This window comes from Acinetobacter sp. YWS30-1, assembly GCF_033558715.1.
GTDB lineage: Bacteria > Pseudomonadota > Gammaproteobacteria > Pseudomonadales > Moraxellaceae > Acinetobacter.
Genome location: NZ_CP114606.1, coordinates 990990 through 1011720, shown reverse-complemented (window position 1 = coordinate 1011720; position 20731 = coordinate 990990). Strand labels below are relative to the sequence as shown.

Here is a 20731-nt window from a genome sequence, read left to right as displayed (position 1 = left end):
AAAACCAACCGTAATGATTTTAGATTAAATAATTAGTAATATTCACGGTCTTTCACTAGGTATATTTGTTAGACAAACATTGAGTATGGTAGTTTAAATTAAATACTTTAATAAAATAATAACTATGCTTTATTCAGTGCAATTTCTTAGGGGGATTGCTGCCTTAATGGTAGTTATAAGTCATACCTCCTTTAAAGGACAACAATACAATGTTGATACGCTTCAGTGGTATCACATAGGCGGTTCTGGTGTTGATTTATTTTTCATAATCTCTGGCTTTATTATGTGTTATACAACATATAATAAAAAAGTTAATTTTCTAAATTTCATGAGAAACCGATTCATCCGAATCATTCCTCTTTATTGGGTTCTCAGTTTTTTTGCTTTAATCGTATTTCTGATTTCTCCAAATCTTATAAATTCATCCGGTGGTGAAACAGGAATTTTCGAATCTTTCTTTTTAATTCCGAATGGCAGTAAATTTTTAATTAATAATGGATGGACTTTAAGCTACGAATTTTATTATTATTTTATATTTTCTTTTTTCCTAATCTTTTTATTAAAAGACTTATATAAATATCTTTTTATCATTCTATGTTTTTCAGTTGTTGTGGCTATAGGTTTAATACTCCAACCAAAATCTGAATTTCTGATGTTTTTAACCCATAATCTTTTGCTTGAATTCGCTTTAGGCGTTCTGGCATTTATCATTATAAAAAATACTAGTCTTTCCCGATTAATGTCTATATTTATGATTCTTGTCGGTGCTTCCCTATTAGCCTATCAAAACTTTTATAAACTACCTGATTTCATCACCTTGAGATCATTAAAAATCGGGATCCCAATGTTTTTCATTTTTGTTGGATGTGTAGCTTTAGAAGACTTAATCACAGAAACTAAATCACTAATTTTAAGATTCTTTAATCATCTTGGAGATTCATCTTACTCTTTATATTTGATTCATCCTTTTACTTTAAGCCCAGTTGCTATGGTTTTAAACAAACTTAATATATTAAACCCTTACCTATTTAGCTCTATACTTATTACCTCTTCGATCTTGGCAGGCTCTATTACGTATCTAGTTTTAGAAAAAAGGTTAATTAAATTAGGCAAAGAACCATTTAACTTCTTTAGGTATTTTTATCCGGTTGATAGAAAAAACTTATAGAGATTTTTTGATCACTTTATACAGTTTTTATCGATTTAAAATTTTATCTAGGTTGACTAATTTACAAATGGAAAACGGAGCTTAAGCTCCGTTTCTGTTAAAAATCCTGTATATCTTTTAGATTAACTAATTTTTTATAAAAATCAGTTAATTAAAAAAATATCAATGACTTTAATTAACTTTTAGTCAGTTAACGTACTACTCGAGCTTGAGACTCATGATGTACATCACGTCGACCCAATTTTGTACCAGTATAGATCAGATACAAGGCAGACAAACCAACCAATACATAAATAATTCGAGATAGTGCACTCATTTCACCAAAGATGGCAGCGACTAAATCAAAGTTAAACGCACCAACCAGACCCCAGTTGATGCCACCAATAATCGCTAAAGCATAAGCAATCCAGTCAAGCGTATTTAGTCTCATCATTTTTCTCCTGCTCTTCTTTGAGTTTATTTAAGGAACAGGTCAAGTATGAGAATGAAATCGGAATTAATATGTTGCTTTGATGCTAAAAACTCAATTGCTGTGTTGAATTCCTGTCATCTTATAATTCTCAATTTTAACAAAGTTAATTTTATTTGAATAAGTCGCGATTAACGTAAGTAAAAGTCTTGCATGTTTCTCGATAGTATCTTTGTTTTATGTAGCCATTGGATAACTTATTGCCTAAGAAATTAATCCATTTTTTCTTAAAATTTTATAAATATTCATTTTAATATCAATAAATTAAAAAATTACTATCATTCACGAATACATTTTTAACTTTCTACTAAATAAAAAAGCCGGTGAGATCACCGGCTTTTTTATATCTTTTATTTAAGCAGCATGGGCTTTGGCCATTAAGGCTTCAATATCTTCCACGGTTTTCACAACTTTTGCAGTTAGCACTAGTGGGCCATTTTTGGTAGCAACCACATCATCTTCAATCCGGATTCCGATACCACGCCATTTAACATCTACAGTTTCATCATCTGGCGCAATATAAAGACCCGGCTCAACTGTCACGACCATACCTTCTTCATATGCACGCCATTCACCGTTGGCTTTATAAGTACCTACATCATGTACATCCATACCCAGCCAATGTCCAGTACCGTGCATATAGAACTGGCGGAAACTTTCCGTCTGGATAATTTCTTCAAGATCTCCCTGCATAATCCCCAGATCAAGTAAACCTTGAACCAGAATGCGAACCGCCACATTATGCGGCTCTTTATAAGAGTTCCCGATTTGAACTGCATTGATGGCAGCAATCTGTGCATCCAGTACGACATTATATAACGCTTTTTGTTCCGGACTGAATTTACCATTCACCGGGAAAGTACGGGTAATGTCCGAAGCATAAAACTGATATTCACATGCAGCATCAATCAGAACCAGATCACCATCTTTCAGTTCTTTGTCATTCTCTACATAATGCAGAATACAGGCATTTTCACCGCCACCAACAATACTGTTATAGGATGGTACACAGCCATTTTTACCAAAAACATAATTTAATTCTGCTTCTAAAGCATATTCCATCATGCCTGGACGAACTTTCTGCATAGCCAGTGTATGCGCTTCTGAAGAAATATCTGATGCAAGCTGCATCAGTTCAATTTCATTTTCATCTTTATGCAAACGCATTTCATCAATGATACGATCCAGCTGCATGATCTGTGCCGGTGCAGAAGTACCACGGCGGCTTTCACCACTGGCTGTTACGATCCATTTAGCTACACGTGCATCAAATTCGGCATTGTGTCCAATCCGGTAGAAAAGCTTGTCTTTGTTCTGAAGCTTGGTGAGGATTTCCTCATCCAGTAGATCAATCGCGTAGGCTTCGTCCGCTTCATAATCGTCAACGGCGCCATCTACTCCGGCACGGTAGCCGTTCCAGATTTCCATTTCACGATCACGTTCACGGCAGAACAGACTATAGGTATAGCCTTCTTCTTCAGTATCAAAAGTTTCAATTACTGCAACTGCTTCAGGCTCAGCAAATCCGGTCAGGTAAAAGAAACTGCTGTCCGCGCGGTATTTATAATCTGCATCGCGGTTACGCAGGGCGACCGGGCTGGTGGCAATAATCGCGATACTACGTAATCCCATTTCCCCTGCGAGGATGTCACGACGTTCCTGAAAATCGGCTTGAGTCAGTTTCTTCATTACACCTTACTTCTTATCAATTACTACTGTTATTTAAAATTTGGTCCTGAAAACAGGTCAGATTAATTTACTATCATCATCATGAGAAGGATCAGCAAAAAATATGCCGGTTTTCAGAACCGTTTTTTAATTTGTGTCTAGAACCACTTGAACTTAACTCGGACGTTTCGGCGAGAAAATTTCAACTACAGATTGCGCTTCAGTTGCAGAAGCTGGAGCTGGTGCTTTTTGCGTGAATTTCTGCAATAAAGGTGTTTCTTCAACTTCTAATTTCTTACGGCCGACGGACAGGCTTACCGGAATCAGACGAACAAACTCATACAGCTCCTGATAGCTTTCTTCGCCTTCGGCATCGTCATCAGAATCTTCAAACTCGACTGCTGCAACATCTTGTAAATGTTCAATCAGTTCCATTTCATCATTGCGGATATGCCCTGAAGCCAGACCGAAACCAAGCACTACGCCTGCACACCAGTCAGCCAGTGCCTGAACGCGTTCAGCCAAGCTATGCTCATCATCTGGTAGTAATGGCAGATAATCCAGCTCATCTTCAGACAGCGCATGAAATATGTCTTCTGCCTCACCCGTTAACAATTCTAATGCTTCAGGGTTCAGTTCAGGAACATCTAGCGTTTCTAGAATCTGTACCCATTCATCATTTGAAGGTGCCTGAGTGACACAGACAATTCCGGTAAGCAAACCATGCAGTTCGCTTGGGCTAGAAATTTCTTCAATTGAGGAAAAATTGCGGTACCATTCTGACCAACCTGAAATATCGTCTTGCATTCGTTTATCCAATCTCTATACTGCTTTATATATTACCTTTGTTTGCAACACTGTGCGACCTCGATATGTTAGAAGAATTACAGCGTCTACAAGTGCATATTGGCGTTTTAAAAACGCGACTTGCACAACTTGAAAGTGAGAATACCAGTTTACGTGAGAAGCAAGAGGCTTCAAGCGTGCAACATGAAACTCAAATTGAACAAAAAAATAGCTTTATTGCGCAAAAACAACAAGAAATCCAGAACCTCAATCAGCAACTGACAGAATCACGTAACCAGTTTCAGCATTTAAACCAGGATGCTACAGCACTGGCAGATCGTTATAGCCGTCTGGAAAAAAGTTGTACTGATCTAAAGAACCGTTTTCAGGAAATTCTGGCTGAACGCAATGAGTTACGCGTGCTGAAAGAAAAGTTATTGCTGGAACAGCGTCATGCCCAGCAGGAAATTCAGCGGCTGAATCAGGAATCTGAACGTCTTACCCAGAAAAATGAAAATGCCAAAGCTAAAGTTGAAGCCATTATTCAACGTCTGGCAATTTTGGGAACAGCCCAGGATCAAAATGCACAGGAAATTCAGCAATTGGCCCATCCTACTGAAGTGACTGAGGAAGCTTCATCATGAGTGAACAAATCGCAATCGACTTAAAGGTATTGGGTCACAGTTTCCGTCTGGCCTCCACTGCGGATCAGCAGGATGAACTACAACGTGCAGCGCAATTACTCAATGAAAAATACGATGAATTTCGCCGTAAAGCACCTCGTATGGAACCAAGTAAACTGATCATTATGGTGGCACTGGAACTGATGCAGGAAGTATTGACGATGAATAAATCCCTGCAACAATATGCACACTGCGAACGTTTGTTACAAACTATTTTGGAAGAAGTTGAAGAACTAACTGAATAATCGAGTTTTTTGTATAAACTTCGGTCGTTCGACTAAACTGTTTACAGTTCACGAACAGCATAGAGTTGCCACATCAGCATTATCGTTTATACTTAGTCTAACTCTGAGATGTTCGCCAGCGGGTCAGATTCCCCTGAGCCGATATTTAAATCTTAGGATTGAGTTCTGCATATTTAGAGTGTATGCCCATCCGGTATGGGAAACCCAGCAAGTATGCGTCTCGTCCACCTTGAACTTTAGGGTTCAAGGGTAATGACATGCAGCGGCATCCTCGGAGTGCTTCTATTTTTCTCAAAATATTTCATCATTTATCTTCTTTTCTAAAGCTCAAATTTATTATATTTTTCTTGGTTTAGCGTCCTATACCCGTATCTTTTTTCGTCTTTTAAAAAGTTGACTAGATCTAATTACAGATCAATCAATTAATGATTCGTGTTTTATTATTTTTAAAATTTAATCAAAAATTCATACAGATGCCTATAATACTCGTTATGTTGCTACCCTCTATTTAAGTTATGGCATTTTATTAATCTAATGCCTTAAAATCCTGAAGACCATATTTATGACGACGATGAATCTTTCCGAACTTCGCAAACAGCTACGTAAACAGCGCCGTCAACTCTCTCGTTTTACCCAGAAACAGACTCAACAACGTATCCTGAATATGATTCGGACTTTGCCAGAATTTCATGCAAGCAAATCTGTGGGGGTTTATCTGGATGCTTTCGGTGAGGTTCGGACTCAGGCACTGATTGAATACTGCTTTAAGCACCATAAACGGGTTTATCTCCCCAATATTTGCAATATGAACCAGCAACTCACTTGGGTAGAAATCAGCCAGAATCAATATCGTTCCCAGCGTTTTGCTCATCATCGGTTGGGAATGCGTGAACCCATGGCTACACGTGGTCTGCATGTCTCAAAACTAGATCTTTTAGTTATGCCACTATTAGCCTGTGATCAATATGGCACCCGAATTGGTATGGGTGGTGGCTATTATGATCGTACGCTGGCAACAGCACCGCACCGTCCTTTTCGTCTGGGGTTAGCACATGACTTTCAGCTGATCCCACAGCCTTTAACCCGAGAAGTTTGGGACCAGCCTCTAGATGCCCTGCTTACGCCTACACTTTTACAACGTTTTAAGCGTTAAACAATGTATTTCCAAATACATAAGTACTTTAAAATCACATAATTAGTCATTTTTTATACAATTTAGTCGCTATAGCCCTTGTAATTTTTAAATTACCCATCACTATTAAAAACATGGCAACACCGTTGTCACTCATTAGGAGTGCCCATGTCTGAAATTATTATGAATCAAGAAACCTTAGAGCCTCAGGTTCCAAGTGTATTACCACTTTTGGCGCTACGTGATGTGGTGGTGTACCCACACATGCAAATTGCGCTATTTGTCGGTCGTGAAAAATCGATCAATGCAGTTGATGTGGCTCGTAACAGTGACAATCTAGTATTTGTAGTTGCGCAAAAAGATTCGCTTACAGAAGAAATTGATCACGACAACTTATATCAATACGGTACTGTCGCGAAGATTGTGCAAGTTGTGAATCACGAAAATGATGAAAATTGTATTAAAGTCCTGATTGAAGGACTGTATCGTGCCAAGCTCAAAACCATCATTGATGAAAATGAGTATTTGACTGCTGAGCATGAACTTAGCCCAATGACTGTATCAGTCGATGAAACAACTCAAGCTACGCGCTTGCAGGAGCTGCGTGCCCTGTTCGCTCAGTATGCTGAAGCAAAACTTCGTAATGCTCGTGAGCTGATTGCAGCTGCGAATAAAATCGAAGACTTGTTGCAATTGTTATTCTTCGTAGCGACCCGTGTTCCTTTGAATATCGAAGTGAAACAGAAATTCCTGGAATACGACGAGTTCGATGCACATTTAACTGAGTTGATGACGTATTTATTGCAACAGTCTGAAGAACAGCAGATCGAACAGACTTTGCATGACTCTGTTAAACGCCAGATGGAAAAAAACCAGCGTGAATACTTTCTGAATGAAAAAATGAAAGTCATTCAGCGCGAGCTTTCCGATATGAATGGCGGTGCGGAAGATGACGTTGCGGAAATCGAAAAACGTCTGGCTGAAGCTGATCTGCCTGAGCATGTGCGTAAAAAAGCGGAATCTGAGTTCCGTAAACTCAAAGCAATGCAACCAGCCTCTAGCGAAGCTGCGGTAGTTCGCAACTATCTGGAAGTGATTCTGGATACGCCATGGAACAAAGCCAGCAAAGTTAGCATTAACTTGAATAAAGCTCAGGAAATCCTGGATGCCGATCACTATGGTCTGGATGATGTCAAAGACCGTATTGTGGAATATCTGGCGGTTCAGTCTCGCGTGAAAAAATTACGCGGTCCAATCCTGTGTCTAGTTGGTCCTCCAGGTGTAGGTAAAACTTCCTTGGGTGAATCGATTGCCAAAGCGACTGGCCGTGAGTTTGTCCGTATGGCCCTAGGTGGTGTACGTGACGAAGCAGAAATTCGTGGTCACCGTCGTACCTACATTGGTGCGATGCCAGGTAAGATCGTGCAGTCATTGACCAAAGTTGGCGTGAAAAACCCGCTGTTCTTGCTCGATGAGATTGACAAGATGGCTCAAGACTACCGCGGTGATCCAGCTTCTGCGATGCTTGAAGTACTTGATCCATCACAGAACAACAAGTTCAATGATCACTATCTTGATTTGGACCTTGACCTGTCAGAAGTGATGTTCATCTGTACTGCCAACAGCATGAATATTCCTGAAGCCCTCTTGGACCGTATGGAAGTGATTCGTCTGCCTGGCTATACCGAAGAAGAGAAAGTTAACATTGCTGACCGTTACCTTGTTCCTAAAGCAATCAAGAACAATGGTTTACGTGCTAAAGAGTTGACTGTGCATGAAGAAGCGATTCGTGACATCGTGCGTCGTTATACGCGTGAAGCCGGTGTTCGTAACCTTGAACGTGAAGTGTCTAAAATTGCACGTAAGGTAGTGAAAGAAGCAGTTAGCAAGAAAGCTAAAAATCTTCAGGTTGAAGTGAATGCGGGTAATCTTCCAGATTACTTGGGTCCACATAAATTTGACTACGGCATGGCAGAAGAAGAAGCTCAAATCGGCCGCGTAAATGGCTTGGCTTGGACTTCAGTGGGTGGTGAATTACTGACTATTGAAGTTGCAGCAGTACCTGGTAAAGGGAAATTCATTACCACCGGTTCACTTGGTGATGTAATGAAAGAATCGATTACCGCTGCCATGACTGTCGTTCGTACCCGTGCGGCTGAATTAGGTATCGAAGCGTCTCGCTTTGAAGAAACTGATGTGCACGTGCATTTACCAGAAGGTGCGACTCCGAAAGATGGCCCATCTGCAGGTTTGGCACTGACCACTGCCCTAGTGTCTGCATTCACCGGTATCGCGATTCGTCCAGATATTGCGATGACAGGTGAAACCAGCTTAAGTGGTCGTGCAATGCGTATCGGTGGCCTGAAAGAGAAACTGCTTGCTGCGCACCGTGGTGGCATCAAACTGGTGTTCATTCCACAGGAAAACGTTCGCGACCTTGCGGAAATTCCTGAAAATGTAAAAGAAGGCTTAGAAATCAAAGCTGTGAAATCGATTGATGAGATTTTACCTCTGGCTTTGATCGATATGCCGAAAGCACTGGTGAAACCACCAATTGTGAAAGCAAGTGAAGAAGCTAAAGCTGCACGTCATTAAGACCTAAAGGCTTTGAAAAACACCCTGCTCTGGCAGGGTGTTTTTGTATCTAGGTGAAGACAATTAAAGGCGAATCACCATATCGACCAAACCATTCACGACCTGAGCCATCTTGGTCAGATCCAGTTTATCTAAGGTATCCTGCTCGGTATTGTAGTAAGGATTACGATAATGCGCTGTGTCTGTAATCAGCATAGTTGAATAGTTAAACTTGGCATAATTCAAATAGCCAGAAAAATTCATGTCCTGAGCAAATGCCGGACTAATAAAACGCTGACAGTCTAGCCGCTTGAAACGTTGCATGGACGTGCAGTAATCTCCTGTCAAACCGGCTGATGCCAAATGTCCAATCGCAGCAATAAAGTTTCCATGTCGGGGATAGATCCATTTTAATCCTGTCGGATAGGTCTGCACCAGATTTTCATCATAATAACCAATAGAATCCAGAATAATGACACCTTTCACTTTTTGTTTCTGGGCCTTTAATGCTTTGGCATGTAGATAGCTTCCCATATGTTCAGTCTTGAAATAGGGTGGCTCCTCCAGTGTATAGAAGGCAAACTCGATATTATGTTTGAGTTTTGACTTTTGTAAGGCCAATAATCGAGCTGTTTCCAGTACCCCTGCTACACCGGAAGCATTGTTATCTGCTCCATACAGATCACTAAAGACATCATAATGCGCGCCAATAACCAGTTTGGTTTTGGCTTTGGCATTCAGTTGACACACCACATTTCTATAGCTTAGGCTATTTACAATATAGTTTTGAAATTGGCAAGGAATGCCAAGTAAACGCATCTGTTCTTTGAGCCATGCTGAGACCCGGTTTAATTCACTGGTATTTTTAAAATTCCGGTATTCATCTACACTGATAATTTGTTTGATAAACAGTTCCAGATGTTCTGTCTGTGCCTGTTTGGAGGAAAAATTTGCAGGTGCAGCAAAGCTCATGCCTGAACTGGTTAAACCGAGAATAATTAGTAGAAAAGTACAATATCTTTTAATAATGAGACTGGTCCGCATTTCTTATTATCCATTCCTTTATTATCAAGCGGATACTTGAATTATGGATATTAAAGCAACATTAAATTCATGATTTCAATTTCAATTTGTTTCCCTAGCTCAACTTCGTGTTGTTTGATCGTTATAATGAAGTATCTAATTATTGATCCAGTTCTATGAAAATCCGTATCTTAACCATCGGCCAGAAAATGCCGGCTTGGGTGCTGACAGGCTTTGAAGATTATTTCAAGCGTATTCAGCCTTTTGTACAGACTCAGGTGGTTGAATTGCCCATGGCGAAACGGGGCAAAAACGATTCTGAAGCCGATATTCTGAAATACCGGAATATTGAAGGTGACAGTATTTTAAATGCCTTAAAACAGAATGAAGTCCTGATTGCACTGGAAGTTGGTGGCCGTGAGTTTAGTACGGAAAAACTGGCTGAAACCATGAAAGGCTGGATGCTGGAAGGTCATGATATTGCTTTGGCGATTGGTGGGCCAGATGGCCATTCTGAAGCAGTCCGAAAAGCAGCAGCCTGGCATTGGTCCCTCTCTAAACTCACCTTGCCACATCCGCTAGTCCGTGTAATGCTGATTGAACAACTGTATCGCGCTATGAGCATCAACCATAATCATCCTTATCACCGTGCAGGATGATCCGTTGATGCGTTCTGATTATGCAACGTTTTGTTGAACAATCACCCCTGCCTTTGTTTCCCTTTTTATTGCATGATTAAGACATTGAACTAATGTGGTTTGACTTATGAACTTACAGACTTTGCCCGGCTTATTTATTTCTCATGGTTCTCCCATGCTCGCGCTCAATCCTGAGCAGGTTGGCCCGGCATTGCACCGTTTAAGCCTGAATCTGCCACGTCCAACTGCCATCATTGTTATGTCGGCACATTGGGAAAGTGAAGCTTTGGAAGTCAATACAGGTATTCGTCCTGAAACCTGGCATGATTTCCGTGGCTTTCCATCTGAGTTATATGAGTTACGCTATCCTGCTCCTGGCAACCCAGAGCTGGCTGAGCAAGTCTTGGGCTTATTGGCCAATACCGGTTTCTCTGCACATGCCAACAGCACCCGTCCACGTGATCATGGCGTCTGGATGCCGCTCTTACATATGTATCCAGAAGCAGATATCCCGGTGGTTGAAATTTCTTTACCAATGTCGATGAGTGCAGAAGAGATTTACAAGATTGGCCAGACGTTGGCGCCACTTCGTGAGCAGCAGGTTTTTCTGATCGGGTCAGGGAGCATTACCCATAATTTGCGTGAATTGTCCTGGCAGGGAAATAGCGATGAAGTTCCGGAATGGGCATCGACCTTCCGTAACTATGTGGCCAATAAATTAACCCATAGCGATTTTGATGCCGTTCTGGACTGGCAGTCTATTCCTCAGTTAAAACGTAATCACCCAACGCTGGAACACTTTGCTCCACTGTTCTTTGCCATGGGCACTGGAAACCGTTTCAGTATCGTGCATAGCAGCTTTACGATGGGCGCTTTGGGAATGGATATTTACCGTTTTGACTAACCGATAGCTCCGCTTATTTAAAATCTGACTTTTTAATTTGGATACATTTTGTTAGCAAAAGCTACGATTTTTATCCATATTTTTTGTTAATCTCTTGATTATAATCACGTTGAAACTTTAGCACATAGAATATAAACCAATGAAATTCAGTATTTTTGCGCTTGCCCTGCTCCCTTTGGCTTTAACTGCATGTCAATCTTCACATCTTCCTGCCACTTCAGGAGATCCGGCTATTTCTACTCTATCCACCACATTAAAAACGCCTACACAAATTTTGCCCGCTTATACCTGGGAACTTGATCGTGGGCTGCAACGCCCGATTGTTCTGAGCTTTGATCAGCAAGGCAGACTGAGTGTAGCTTCTGGCTGTAATGGCCTTGGCACGAGCTGGACTGTTAAAGATAATACCCTGAGTACGGGTGACATGATGGGCACCATGATGGCGTGTGATGCACCATTAATGGAACAGGAACATTTTATCAGCCAGCTTCTGCAAAAGCGTGATATTCCGTTTAGCCTGGATCCAAGTGATGCCAATCAGCCGAAACTGAGTATTACTGCAGCTGATGGTCAAAAATATGTCTTTACCGGAAAAATGACACCGGAAACCAAATACCAAGGTCAGGCAGAAACTATTTTCCTGGAAGTTTCACCCCAGACTAAAGCCTGTACGGGTGTAGCTCAACAAACCTGCTTGCAAGTAAAAGAAATCAAATATGATGAAAAAGGCTTAAAGACTCAAGTCGATAAAGACTGGACTTTATTTTACGACCAGATTGAAGGTTTTCAGCATTCACCGAATGAGCGTCAGATTATTCGGGTTAAACGTTATGAAATCAAAAATCCGGCAGCTGACCAGTCTAAATATGCCTATATATTCGACATGGCTGTAGAGCGTGAAACAGTCAAAGGCACTCTTTAAAGATAAAATCTGAACATAAAAAAACCGAGGCATTCACCTCGGTTTTTTTTAAGCTTAAACTAAGTCAGACTTAGAATACGCCTTGAGAAAGCATTGCATCAGCAACTTTTACGAAGCCAGCGATGTTTGCGCCGTCTACATAGTTTACAGTACCGTCTTCTTTAGTACCGTATTTCACACAGTTGCGGTGAATTTCTTTCATGATCGCATGCAGACGTTCGTCAACTTCTTCGAAAGTCCAGCCTAAACGCAATGCGTTTTGAGACATTTCAAGACCAGAAGTTGCTACACCACCGGCGTTAGATGCTTTACCTGGAGCATAAAGGATTTTCGCTTCAACGAATTTCTCAACTGCTTCAAGTGTAGAAGGCATGTTCGCGCCTTCAGCAACACAAATTACGCCGTTTGCAAGAAGCGCTGCTGCATCATTCGCATCAAGTTCGTTTTGAGTCGCACATGGAAGCGCGATATCACATTTGATACCCCAAGGACGTTGACCTTCAAGGTATTCAAAACCGTGTTTAGATGCAAATTCAGAGATACGGCCACGTTTAATGTTTTTCAGTTCCATCACTTCAGCAAGAAGCTCTTCAGTGAAACCGTCTTTAACGTGAACAGTACCCGCAGAGTCAGATAGAGAAACAACTTTAGCACCCAGGAACATTGCTTTTTCAGCAGCGTACTGGGCAACGTTACCAGAACCAGAGATTGTTACCACTTTATCTTTGAAGCTTTCGCCACGAGTTTTCAGCATCTCTTCAGCGAAATACACTGTACCGTAACCAGTTGCTTCTGGACGAGCCAGAGAACCACCGAAAGTCAGGCCTTTACCAGTGAATACACATGAAGTGTCATTGCTGAGTTTTTTCATCATACCAGCCATGTAACCAACTTCACGGCCACCCACACCGATATCACCCGCTGGGATATCTGTATTAGAACCAAGATGACGATAAAGCTCGATGATTAACGCTTGGCAGAAACGCATGATTTCGCCTTCTGATTTGCCTTTAGGGTCAAAATCAGAACCGCCTTTACCACCGCCCATAGGCAATGTAGTCAGGGCATTTTTGAAAGTTTGCTCGAAACCGAGGAATTTCAAAATAGAAAGGTTCACTGACGGGTGGAAACGCATACCACCTTTGAATGGACCAATCGCTGAGTTGTACTGTACGCGGAACGCACGGTTAACCTGTGTTTGACCTTGGTCATCTACCCAAGCAACACGGAACTGGATCGCACGCTCAGGTTCAACTAGACGTTCTAGTAAACCATGTGCTGCGTATTGTGGATTCTTTTCAATGAATGGCCACAAACTGGTCATCACTTCTTCTACAGCTTGAAGAAATTCGGGTTGATGTGCATCACGTGATTTTACGTAATCTAGGAACTCATTAAGTGTGTTGTATTTCAACGCTTAATCCTCAGCAGAAAATGGATCAAAATTGGTCAAATTTACAATCAATGTTAAATTTTGGCGCAAAATATTAAATATCTTTTGTAACTAATCTACAATACTTTTTTTAAAAATAGTTTAAATTTAATTTGATAACAATTATTTATATTGATTATGAATATTTTTTCTGTGTGCTTAAATGCCAATTGAATCAATGCTTAATTGTTAATTTATGCCTGATAATAATGCACAAAGTGACCCTTATTCGTGCATAACTTAGTTCCTTAAAAACATGTTAAAATCATTAAATTGACATATTTTGTTTCATTCACTCTAAGGCTCAGCCTGAGCAGCCTAGGTTATTCATGAATTCGCAAATCTCTCTAGTCCAGTCTATTGATGCTTTATTGCCCCAAACCCAGTGCGGTCTATGTGGTCATCGTGATGGCTGCTTGCCCTATGCTCAATCCATTGCTGAGGGCGAAGATGCCAATAAATGTATACCGGGTGGACAGCCAGTCGCTGATGCTCTGGCAACATTGTTAAATCGTTCTAAACTGCCCGCTGAAGAAAGCGTCTGGCCCATTCAGGCGGATGGTCGTCCTCAGCGCATGAAAGCCATGATCCGTGAAGATGAATGCATTGGCTGTACCAAATGCATTAGCGCTTGCCCGGTCGATGCGATCATTGGCTCAGGCAAATTGATGCATACCGTGCTCACTGACTTGTGTACCGGCTGTGAACTCTGTATTCCGCCTTGCCCGGTAGACTGTATTGATCTAGTTGAAGATCTTCAGCCTTTGCCAACTGAAGCTCAACGTATTGCTGAACAGGATGACTTGCGCAAACGTTACTACGCGCATATTCAACGCGAAGAAAAACGTCGCATCAACCGTAAGGGACCTGTCGTTCGTGCCGAGATTAATACAACCCTATTTGCCCAGTTCTCTGCTCAGGTCGATCAGGTTCCTGTCATTGAAATCGTGCAAAAACCAGCAGATGAAGTGGTTACACTTGATGCCAAAACCACGATTGAACTTGCAAAATTACGTACACAAATCAAAAAGTTAGAAAAACAGCTTTCGGTCCGTGAGGATGCACGCAAACGTCTGCAACTTGAAGAACTGATGCAGCAATTACAGGCTTTACAGGGATAAGATCATGACTACAGTAACAGCTAAGCCTGTAAAAAACATGACTAAAAAACAGATTCAGACTTTCTTTGAGCGCCTGCGTGAGCAGCGTCCGAATCCAAAAACTGAATTGAATTATTCCAGTCCATTTGAATTACTGGTTGCAGTGACCCTGTCTGCCCAAGCTACGGATGTGAGCGTGAATAAAGCCACCGATAAACTGTTTCCGGTCGCCAATACACCGGAAGCGATTTATGCACTCGGCGTGGATGGGCTGAAGGAATATATCAAAACGATTGGCCTGTATAATTCCAAAGCTGTGAACGTCATTAAAGCCTGTGAAATGTTAATCAAGAAGCATAACAGCGTAGTACCGGACAATCGTGCAGATCTGGAAGCTTTACCGGGTGTAGGACGCAAAACAGCGAATGTGGTGCTAAATACCGCCTTTGGCCAACCGACCATGGCTGTGGATACGCATATTTTTCGTGTTGGTAACCGTACCGGGTTGGCGGTGGGTAAAAACGTGCTTGAGGTCGAGCATCGTCTGGTCAAAGTGATTCCAAAAGAATTTATTATTGATTCACATCACTGGCTGATTTTACATGGCCGCTATTGCTGCATCGCACGTAAACCGAAGTGTCATGAATGTGTGGTCGCCGATGTCTGTAACTGGCCAGACCGTTTTGAATTTTGCGCAGGTCGCGCAATTCCGGTGAAAAATATTGAAGCTGAACGCTAGGTTCAGCTTTTTAATTTAAGTACTCGAAAAGTTTTTATTTTTTATTTTGCTCAGCCTGTTCTTGCTTGCGCTTTTGCTCAAGCTCAGCCTGTAATTTGGGATGCAGCTGACGCTCAGGCACCTTACCGGCATTCTCAGCACGTTCTTCCTGGCGTACTTTTTTTAACATCTTAAAGCTCACATAGAACAGCGCAAACAGTACTGCCAGAAATACAATCATCAATCCCAATACAGCAAATTTCACAGCAGATCCTTTTGAACAATACAATAAAAAGAGCCCTAATATGACTTAGGGCTCTTTGAAAGTCAAAATGATCGGAAACCGATTATTTTGCTTGATCCAGAATCGCGAAAAGATCTTTTTGAACTTCTTCGATTGGACGTAGACCGTTTAACTTGTCATAAGTCGGTGCATTTTCGCCTGAAGCTGCACGGCCTTGATAGAAGCCAACCAGCTGTTCAGTTTCAGTGTGGTATGAACCTAAACGGCGACGAATAGTTTCTTCTTGGTCATCTGGACGTTGTACCAGATCTTCACCAGTTTCATCATCTTTACCTTCCACTTTTGGCGGGTTGTAAACGATGTGATAAACGCGACCAGACGCCGGGTGTTGACGACGACCAGATAGACGTTGAACGATTTCTTCATCCGGCACATCAATTTCAATTACATGATCAATTGCAATGCCTTCTTTTTCCAGCGCTTCAGCTTGAGGAATCGTACGTGGGAAACCATCAAAGATGCAGCCATTTGCACAGTCAGGTTGTGCAATACGCTCTTTGACCAGACCAATGATCAATTCATCAGAAACCAAACCGCCATTGTCCATGACGCTTTTAGCTTGTAGACCTAATTCAGTTCCTTCACGAATTGCAGCACGGAGCATATCACCGGTTGAAATTTGTGGGATATTGTAGCGCTTACAGATCAACTGAGCTTGTGTACCTTTACCTGCTCCAGGTGGTCCGAGTAAGATAATGCGCATATATAAACATCCTCATTTTTTAACTATGTATAAGATACCCAGCTTCACACGACCAAAACGTGTGCTGCTCTTTGGCATCTAATTATAAGAAAGCCACAAACAAATGGATTAAACCCGCAACAAAACCGGTAACTCCCCCCAGGACAATCAAGATCCATTCATCTTCCTGAAAAGCAGGACGTAATAGATTCTGAAACTCGTTAGGCGTCAAATCACGTATGCGGTCTCTAAACATTTGGTAGATCTTCTGTGCACGGCTCGCATTAAACGCAGGGTCGCTTACAGGCACCATCGTAATTTCAATCGAGCGATCGATCAAGTCTGTCTTGAGTTTTGCATACTCTTTTGGTCCTAAAGACAACTGTAAAGAGGTCCGAACCAGCGGTGTTTCCATAATTTCGTTAATATGACGTTTGACAATACGGCGGGTTTTATCTTTTTTACCACCATACATCATTTCTGTCATGATCGATTTTAGCGTAATCAGATCTTCTGTGACCACACTTGCAAATACGTCAGAGACTTCCTCCTGACGTTTCATAAATGCGCCTTGTATGTTATAGGTGCCAATTCTTGGAATCACCGGCTTGATCCAAGGGAATCTATGATCGGCTGTACGCTTAAAGAATTGCGGGTATTTAATATAATGCGGTTCTACCGGATTAAACACCATCCAGATCGCAATCCAGTTAGTCAGGAAGCCCCAGATAGCAGCCCAGAACGGTACGGTCCAGTGCCATGGCACCACAAACCAGACCACCATCTGGAACAGGCCAAAGAACATCCCGATCAGGGCACTGATATGCCAGATAAAGTTGATTTCTTTCTGTCCGACTTTCAGGAACATGCGCACCATTAAACGACGATCGCCTTCCATTTGACTGACCACCATGTCGCGCATATCGACCAGTGACTCGACGTTCATGGTCAGTTCAGTCACCAATTCTTTTAATACCTGTGGCAGCTGTTTATGGGCTTGGGCATAAATACGGCGCTTGATTGAATAAGGCAAGTTTTCCCATAACACCGCATTTCGGTCCATCATGACTTCATCAATCAGATGTTCCAGTTCAAAACCGACCTGTTCCCCGATAATACGTGCCATATCATCCGGATCCATTGCCTGCAAGAACTCTTGGATAGAACCCAATTTAGACAAGGTATTATCCGTGATAATTCCTGAGATTCTTCCAGCTTTACGCGGCACAATACCTTGCCAGCCAACAGGAACAGGCCCGACATGAAAACCCCAAAAATTAATTGGATAAAACACCATTTTTAGCGCCATCCACACGTGAGCCCATGTTACGAATGCGGTCACCGGGATAATGCTGAGCACTGCCCAAAAATCTGGGCGATTCAAGAAGGCTTGCCACAATTCATTGACGTACTCAAGCATGCATAAATTCCATATTTAATTTTTTGTTCACAGAATACAGGTATTAATAAAGTTGAATATTTTGTCTATAAACCGATACTTAAAGTATAGGAGAATTGTAGTCTGGGTTCAGTTTTGGCTACAACGCGACCATTACTGTCCTGTAATTTCTCCCCCGCCCCAATACCGATACTAAAACTGCTGATCCGTTCTGAACTAAGCAAAACATACGCCAGATCAATGCCCCCACCTAAACGGCTTTCGTATTTGCCATCAACCTGTTTGCTATCGATATGACCGGCATAAGCCCCTACATAATAACCATTTTTGTCCTTGCCGGTGAGGTGTGCAGGATAACGAAAGCCAACTTGTGCTCCAACTGTACGATCATCGTTGAGAAAAGCACCACCTTTCACATAAGCAATCCCATAAGGATTCACCCATTCAGTGTTTAGATGGATAAGTTTCTGGGTAAAACCGACCCCAACATTAAATGCTTTAGGCTCACGATCCTCAGTTCTGTTTGTCGTATTATTCACTTGATCATGTGCATATACCCCATTTGCAAAGAATGCAAATGCCAACAAAGGGTAAACTTTGTTCATTCCTTCACCATCTTCCTTAATTATAGTTTTTGGTAGAGTCCTATTTTTATTTAATTTTGACTTTATCAGAATTATTAAAACTCTTGTATACAGCACTTTACAATTTTCATGTCTGCAAAGTCAAAGTTTAAACACAGGAATTGCTACAGCCAGTTTTCCATTATCAAATCCCGTACAGTTGCGCTAGAATACTCCACTTTGATTCCTTTCCCTCTGGTCTTAAGTCGATCGCGTATGAAGCAGCACTTTCCTTTAAAAAATGCACAACAAGAAAAGCGCATCTATAGCAGTCGGGTCTGGATCTCTGTCGGTATTGTGGTTTTCTTTATGCTGCTGCTGGTCAGCCGCTATGCCTATTTGCAAATTTTTAATTTTGAAACCTTCTCTACGGCTTCTGACCAGAACCGTATTCGTCTGCAGCCTTTAGCGCCAGCACGCGGTTATATTTACGATCGTAACGGTATTTTACTTGCCGATAATTATCCTGTTTTCACAGCTACCTTAAGCCGCGCCGATGTGCAGGATATTGATGATACGCTGAAACGTCTTACACCGATTCTGGAGTTAACCGAAGAAGATATTGAACGTTTTCAGGCACGAATCAAGACGGCGCGTAAAACTGAGCGGGTATCGATCAAGCTGAATCTGAATGAAAATGATATTGCCCGTTTTAGTGAAGTAAAATATCTATTTCCAGGCGTCAATATTGAAACCCAGATGACGCGTTACTATCCACATGGTGAACTCTTCGCGCATGTGATTGGTTATGTCGGCCGTATTAATGACAAAGAACTCAAAGAAATTGATAAGGACCTCTATGCCGGGTCTAACCTGATCGGGAAAATAGGGGTAGAAAAATACTATGAAGATCTCTTACATGGTGTACCGGGTAATGAATCTGTTGAGGCTGATGCTTTCGGTAATGTCCTGCGCCACTTAGGCCGTAAAGAACCGGTACGCGGTAATGATCTGTATTTGTCACTAGATTATGGTCTACAAACCATTGCCACTGAACAACTGGCCGGTCGTCGTGGTGCTATTGTCGCGATTGACCCACGTACAGGTGAAATTCTGGCGCTGGTTTCCAGTCCAAGTTTTAACCCTAATTTATTTGTCACCGGGATTAGTAGCAAAGACTATTCAGGCCTTCGTGACAGTTTAGATCAACCACTCTATAACCGTGCTGTTCAAGGGGCTTATCCTCCAGGTTCAACGATCAAACCGATGTTTGGTATGGGTGGTCTGCATTATGGACTGGTCGATTGGGATACAGCAATTTCCGATCCCGGCTATTTCACACTTCCGGGCGATTCGCATAAATTCCGCGACTGGAAAAAGTCAGGACACGGCGTAGTCAACTTGCATAAATCGCAAGTGGTCTCGTGCGATACCTTCTTCTACATTTTGTCGTTCCGTATGGGCATTGAAAAAATGAATAGCTGGATGCGCCAGTTCGGCTTTGGCGAAAAAACTGGTGTCGATCTGCCAAGTGAAAGCTCAGGACTTTACCCAAGTCCGGAATGGAAAATGCGTACCCGTAAATCTAAATGGTCACGTGGTGAAACCATCTCGGTGAGTATTGGTCAGGGTGCCTTTACCGCCACACCATTACAGCTCGCCATGGCAACTGCTATTACAGCAAATCAAGGCTCACATGTTACGCCTCACGTACTGCGTGAAAGTAAAGGTGCCAAACCTTTCACCGTACATAATGCCCCTAATGGTAAAATCGACTTTAATGGTCAACCAGATGACTGGATCAAAATGCGTGATGCGATGATCGATGTGGTTCAGTCAGGGACAGGTCGCGGAATCCGCACGCCGATGTATCAAATCGCAGGTAAAACCGGTACGGCACAGGTAAAAAGTATTGCCCAAGGTAAGCGCTATAATGAAGCCCTGCTGACTGAACGCCAGCTGGATCATGGTCTATTTGTTGGTTTTGCACCTGCTGAAGCCCCTGAAATTGCAGTAGTCGTTGTCTGGGAAAATGGCCGACATGGGGGTTCTGCTGCGCAACTGGCTAAACCGTTATTTGACTACTGGTTACTGTCTCGCGATAAAAATCCGATTCACCCTGCCGGCCATCAAATTAGTGGCGGTCTCATGACAGCAGGTATTAAACCAGGCGAATTGCCAAGTGGACCAAACCTGTTAAGTGCTGATCCGAATGCGACCCCAACCCAAGAAGGCGGTCAGGCGACCCACGCACAGCCAAACAATCCGCAACCTGCAACTTCTCGCTCTACCCCTTCAGCCAATGACGATCAGGAATAATT

General features: G+C 42.1%; 20 protein-coding genes and 1 other RNA gene. 12 read left to right on the top strand and 9 right to left on the bottom strand.

Annotated features, from left to right (window positions below):
- The first annotated feature begins 166 nt into the window (after positions 1-166).
- Positions 167-1168, top strand: coding sequence for an acyltransferase (locus tag O4M77_RS04625; RefSeq protein WP_323713927.1), 1002 nt, complete (start codon positions 167-169; stop codon positions 1166-1168).
- A 190-nt stretch (positions 1169-1358) separates the two neighbouring features.
- On the opposite strand, the gene O4M77_RS04620 is transcribed toward O4M77_RS04625, so the two are convergent.
- The 3 genes from O4M77_RS04620 to O4M77_RS04610 form a co-directional block, all read right to left on the bottom strand.
- Positions 1359-1598: a DUF378 domain-containing protein gene (locus tag O4M77_RS04620; RefSeq protein WP_034703714.1), complete on the bottom strand. Its 240-nt coding sequence runs from the start codon at positions 1596-1598 to the stop codon at positions 1359-1361.
- A 393-nt stretch (positions 1599-1991) separates the two neighbouring features.
- A complete protein-coding gene (gene pepP / locus O4M77_RS04615; protein ID WP_004782881.1) occupies positions 1992-3326 on the bottom strand; it encodes a Xaa-Pro aminopeptidase in 1335 nt (444 codons plus the stop codon).
- Positions 3327-3479: 153 nt separating this feature from the next.
- The gene (locus O4M77_RS04610; RefSeq protein WP_159123338.1) at positions 3480-4112 is read right to left on the bottom strand and encodes a UPF0149 family protein; all 633 of its coding nucleotides are present in this window, start codon (positions 4110-4112) and stop codon (positions 3480-3482) included.
- Between the two features lie 65 nt (positions 4113-4177).
- Between O4M77_RS04610 and O4M77_RS04605 the strand changes: the two genes are divergently transcribed.
- The 5 genes from O4M77_RS04605 (at position 4178) to lon (ending at position 8746) form a co-directional block, all read left to right on the top strand.
- Positions 4178-4735, top strand: a complete 558-nt coding sequence (locus O4M77_RS04605; RefSeq protein ID WP_004782884.1) for a hypothetical protein — start codon at positions 4178-4180, stop codon at positions 4733-4735.
- Positions 4732-5019 carry a cell division protein ZapA gene (locus tag O4M77_RS04600; protein ID WP_005234746.1) on the top strand — a complete coding sequence of 96 codons (288 nt, stop codon included), beginning with the start codon at positions 4732-4734 and terminating at the stop codon, positions 5017-5019. Before O4M77_RS04605 ends, O4M77_RS04600 begins: the two co-directional genes overlap by 4 nt.
- A 97-nt stretch (positions 5020-5116) precedes the next feature.
- A non-coding RNA gene (ssrS, locus tag O4M77_RS04595) (6S RNA) lies at positions 5117-5301 on the top strand.
- A gap of 289 nt (positions 5302-5590) precedes the next feature.
- Positions 5591-6172, top strand: a complete 582-nt coding sequence (locus O4M77_RS04590) for a 5-formyltetrahydrofolate cyclo-ligase (RefSeq protein ID WP_159123362.1) — start codon at positions 5591-5593, stop codon at positions 6170-6172.
- A 147-nt stretch (positions 6173-6319) separates the two neighbouring features.
- Entirely contained in the window at positions 6320-8746 is a 2427-nt protein-coding gene (gene lon / locus O4M77_RS04585; RefSeq protein ID WP_034703702.1) for an endopeptidase La, read from the top strand.
- Between the two features lie 63 nt (positions 8747-8809).
- Here lon and O4M77_RS04580 read toward each other — a convergent pair whose 3' ends face one another.
- Positions 8810-9769, bottom strand: a complete 960-nt coding sequence (locus O4M77_RS04580; RefSeq protein ID WP_004782894.1) for a M28 family peptidase — start codon at positions 9767-9769, stop codon at positions 8810-8812.
- Positions 9770-9924: 155 nt separating this feature from the next.
- Between O4M77_RS04580 and rlmH the strand changes: the two genes are divergently transcribed.
- From rlmH to O4M77_RS04565, 3 genes are all read left to right on the top strand, one after another.
- Positions 9925-10407, top strand: coding sequence for a 23S rRNA (pseudouridine(1915)-N(3))-methyltransferase RlmH (gene rlmH / locus O4M77_RS04575; RefSeq protein ID WP_004782895.1), 483 nt, complete (start codon positions 9925-9927; stop codon positions 10405-10407).
- A 106-nt stretch (positions 10408-10513) separates the two neighbouring features.
- Positions 10514-11290, top strand: a complete 777-nt coding sequence (locus tag O4M77_RS04570; RefSeq protein ID WP_323713926.1) for a class III extradiol ring-cleavage dioxygenase — start codon at positions 10514-10516, stop codon at positions 11288-11290.
- A 139-nt stretch (positions 11291-11429) separates the two neighbouring features.
- Complete coding sequence (locus O4M77_RS04565; protein WP_323713925.1) at positions 11430-12212, top strand: META and DUF4377 domain-containing protein; 783 nt, start codon at positions 11430-11432, stop codon at positions 12210-12212.
- A gap of 70 nt (positions 12213-12282) precedes the next feature.
- On the opposite strand, the gene gdhA is transcribed toward O4M77_RS04565, so the two are convergent.
- Positions 12283-13626: an NADP-specific glutamate dehydrogenase gene (gdhA, locus tag O4M77_RS04560; protein WP_004782901.1), complete on the bottom strand. Its 1344-nt coding sequence runs from the start codon at positions 13624-13626 to the stop codon at positions 12283-12285.
- Positions 13627-13973: 347 nt separating this feature from the next.
- Between gdhA and O4M77_RS04555 the strand changes: the two genes are divergently transcribed.
- Both O4M77_RS04555 and nth read left to right on the top strand, forming a co-directional pair.
- Positions 13974-14765: an RnfABCDGE type electron transport complex subunit B gene (locus O4M77_RS04555; protein WP_323713924.1), complete on the top strand. Its 792-nt coding sequence runs from the start codon at positions 13974-13976 to the stop codon at positions 14763-14765.
- A gap of 4 nt (positions 14766-14769) precedes the next feature.
- A complete protein-coding gene (gene nth / locus O4M77_RS04550; protein WP_323713923.1) occupies positions 14770-15483 on the top strand; it encodes an endonuclease III in 714 nt (237 codons plus the stop codon).
- A 34-nt stretch (positions 15484-15517) separates the two neighbouring features.
- On the opposite strand, the gene O4M77_RS04545 is transcribed toward nth, so the two are convergent.
- The 4 genes from O4M77_RS04545 to O4M77_RS04530 form a co-directional block, all read right to left on the bottom strand.
- Positions 15518-15727: a hypothetical protein gene (locus O4M77_RS04545; RefSeq protein WP_034170490.1), complete on the bottom strand. Its 210-nt coding sequence runs from the start codon at positions 15725-15727 to the stop codon at positions 15518-15520.
- Between the two features lie 82 nt (positions 15728-15809).
- A complete protein-coding gene (gene adk, locus O4M77_RS04540) occupies positions 15810-16469 on the bottom strand; it encodes an adenylate kinase (protein ID WP_004782907.1) in 660 nt (219 codons plus the stop codon).
- Between the two features lie 82 nt (positions 16470-16551).
- The gene (locus tag O4M77_RS04535; RefSeq protein ID WP_034170491.1) at positions 16552-17868 is read right to left on the bottom strand and encodes a membrane protein; all 1317 of its coding nucleotides are present in this window, start codon (positions 17866-17868) and stop codon (positions 16552-16554) included.
- A 65-nt stretch (positions 17869-17933) separates the two neighbouring features.
- Positions 17934-18452 (bottom strand): hypothetical protein, encoded by a 519-nt coding sequence (locus O4M77_RS04530; protein WP_034170492.1) that lies wholly within the window; start codon positions 18450-18452, stop codon positions 17934-17936.
- A 234-nt stretch (positions 18453-18686) separates the two neighbouring features.
- Between O4M77_RS04530 and mrdA the strand changes: the two genes are divergently transcribed.
- The gene (gene mrdA / locus O4M77_RS04525; RefSeq protein WP_323713922.1) at positions 18687-20729 is read left to right on the top strand and encodes a penicillin-binding protein 2; all 2043 of its coding nucleotides are present in this window, start codon (positions 18687-18689) and stop codon (positions 20727-20729) included.
- Positions 20730-20731: the final 2 nt, after the last annotated feature.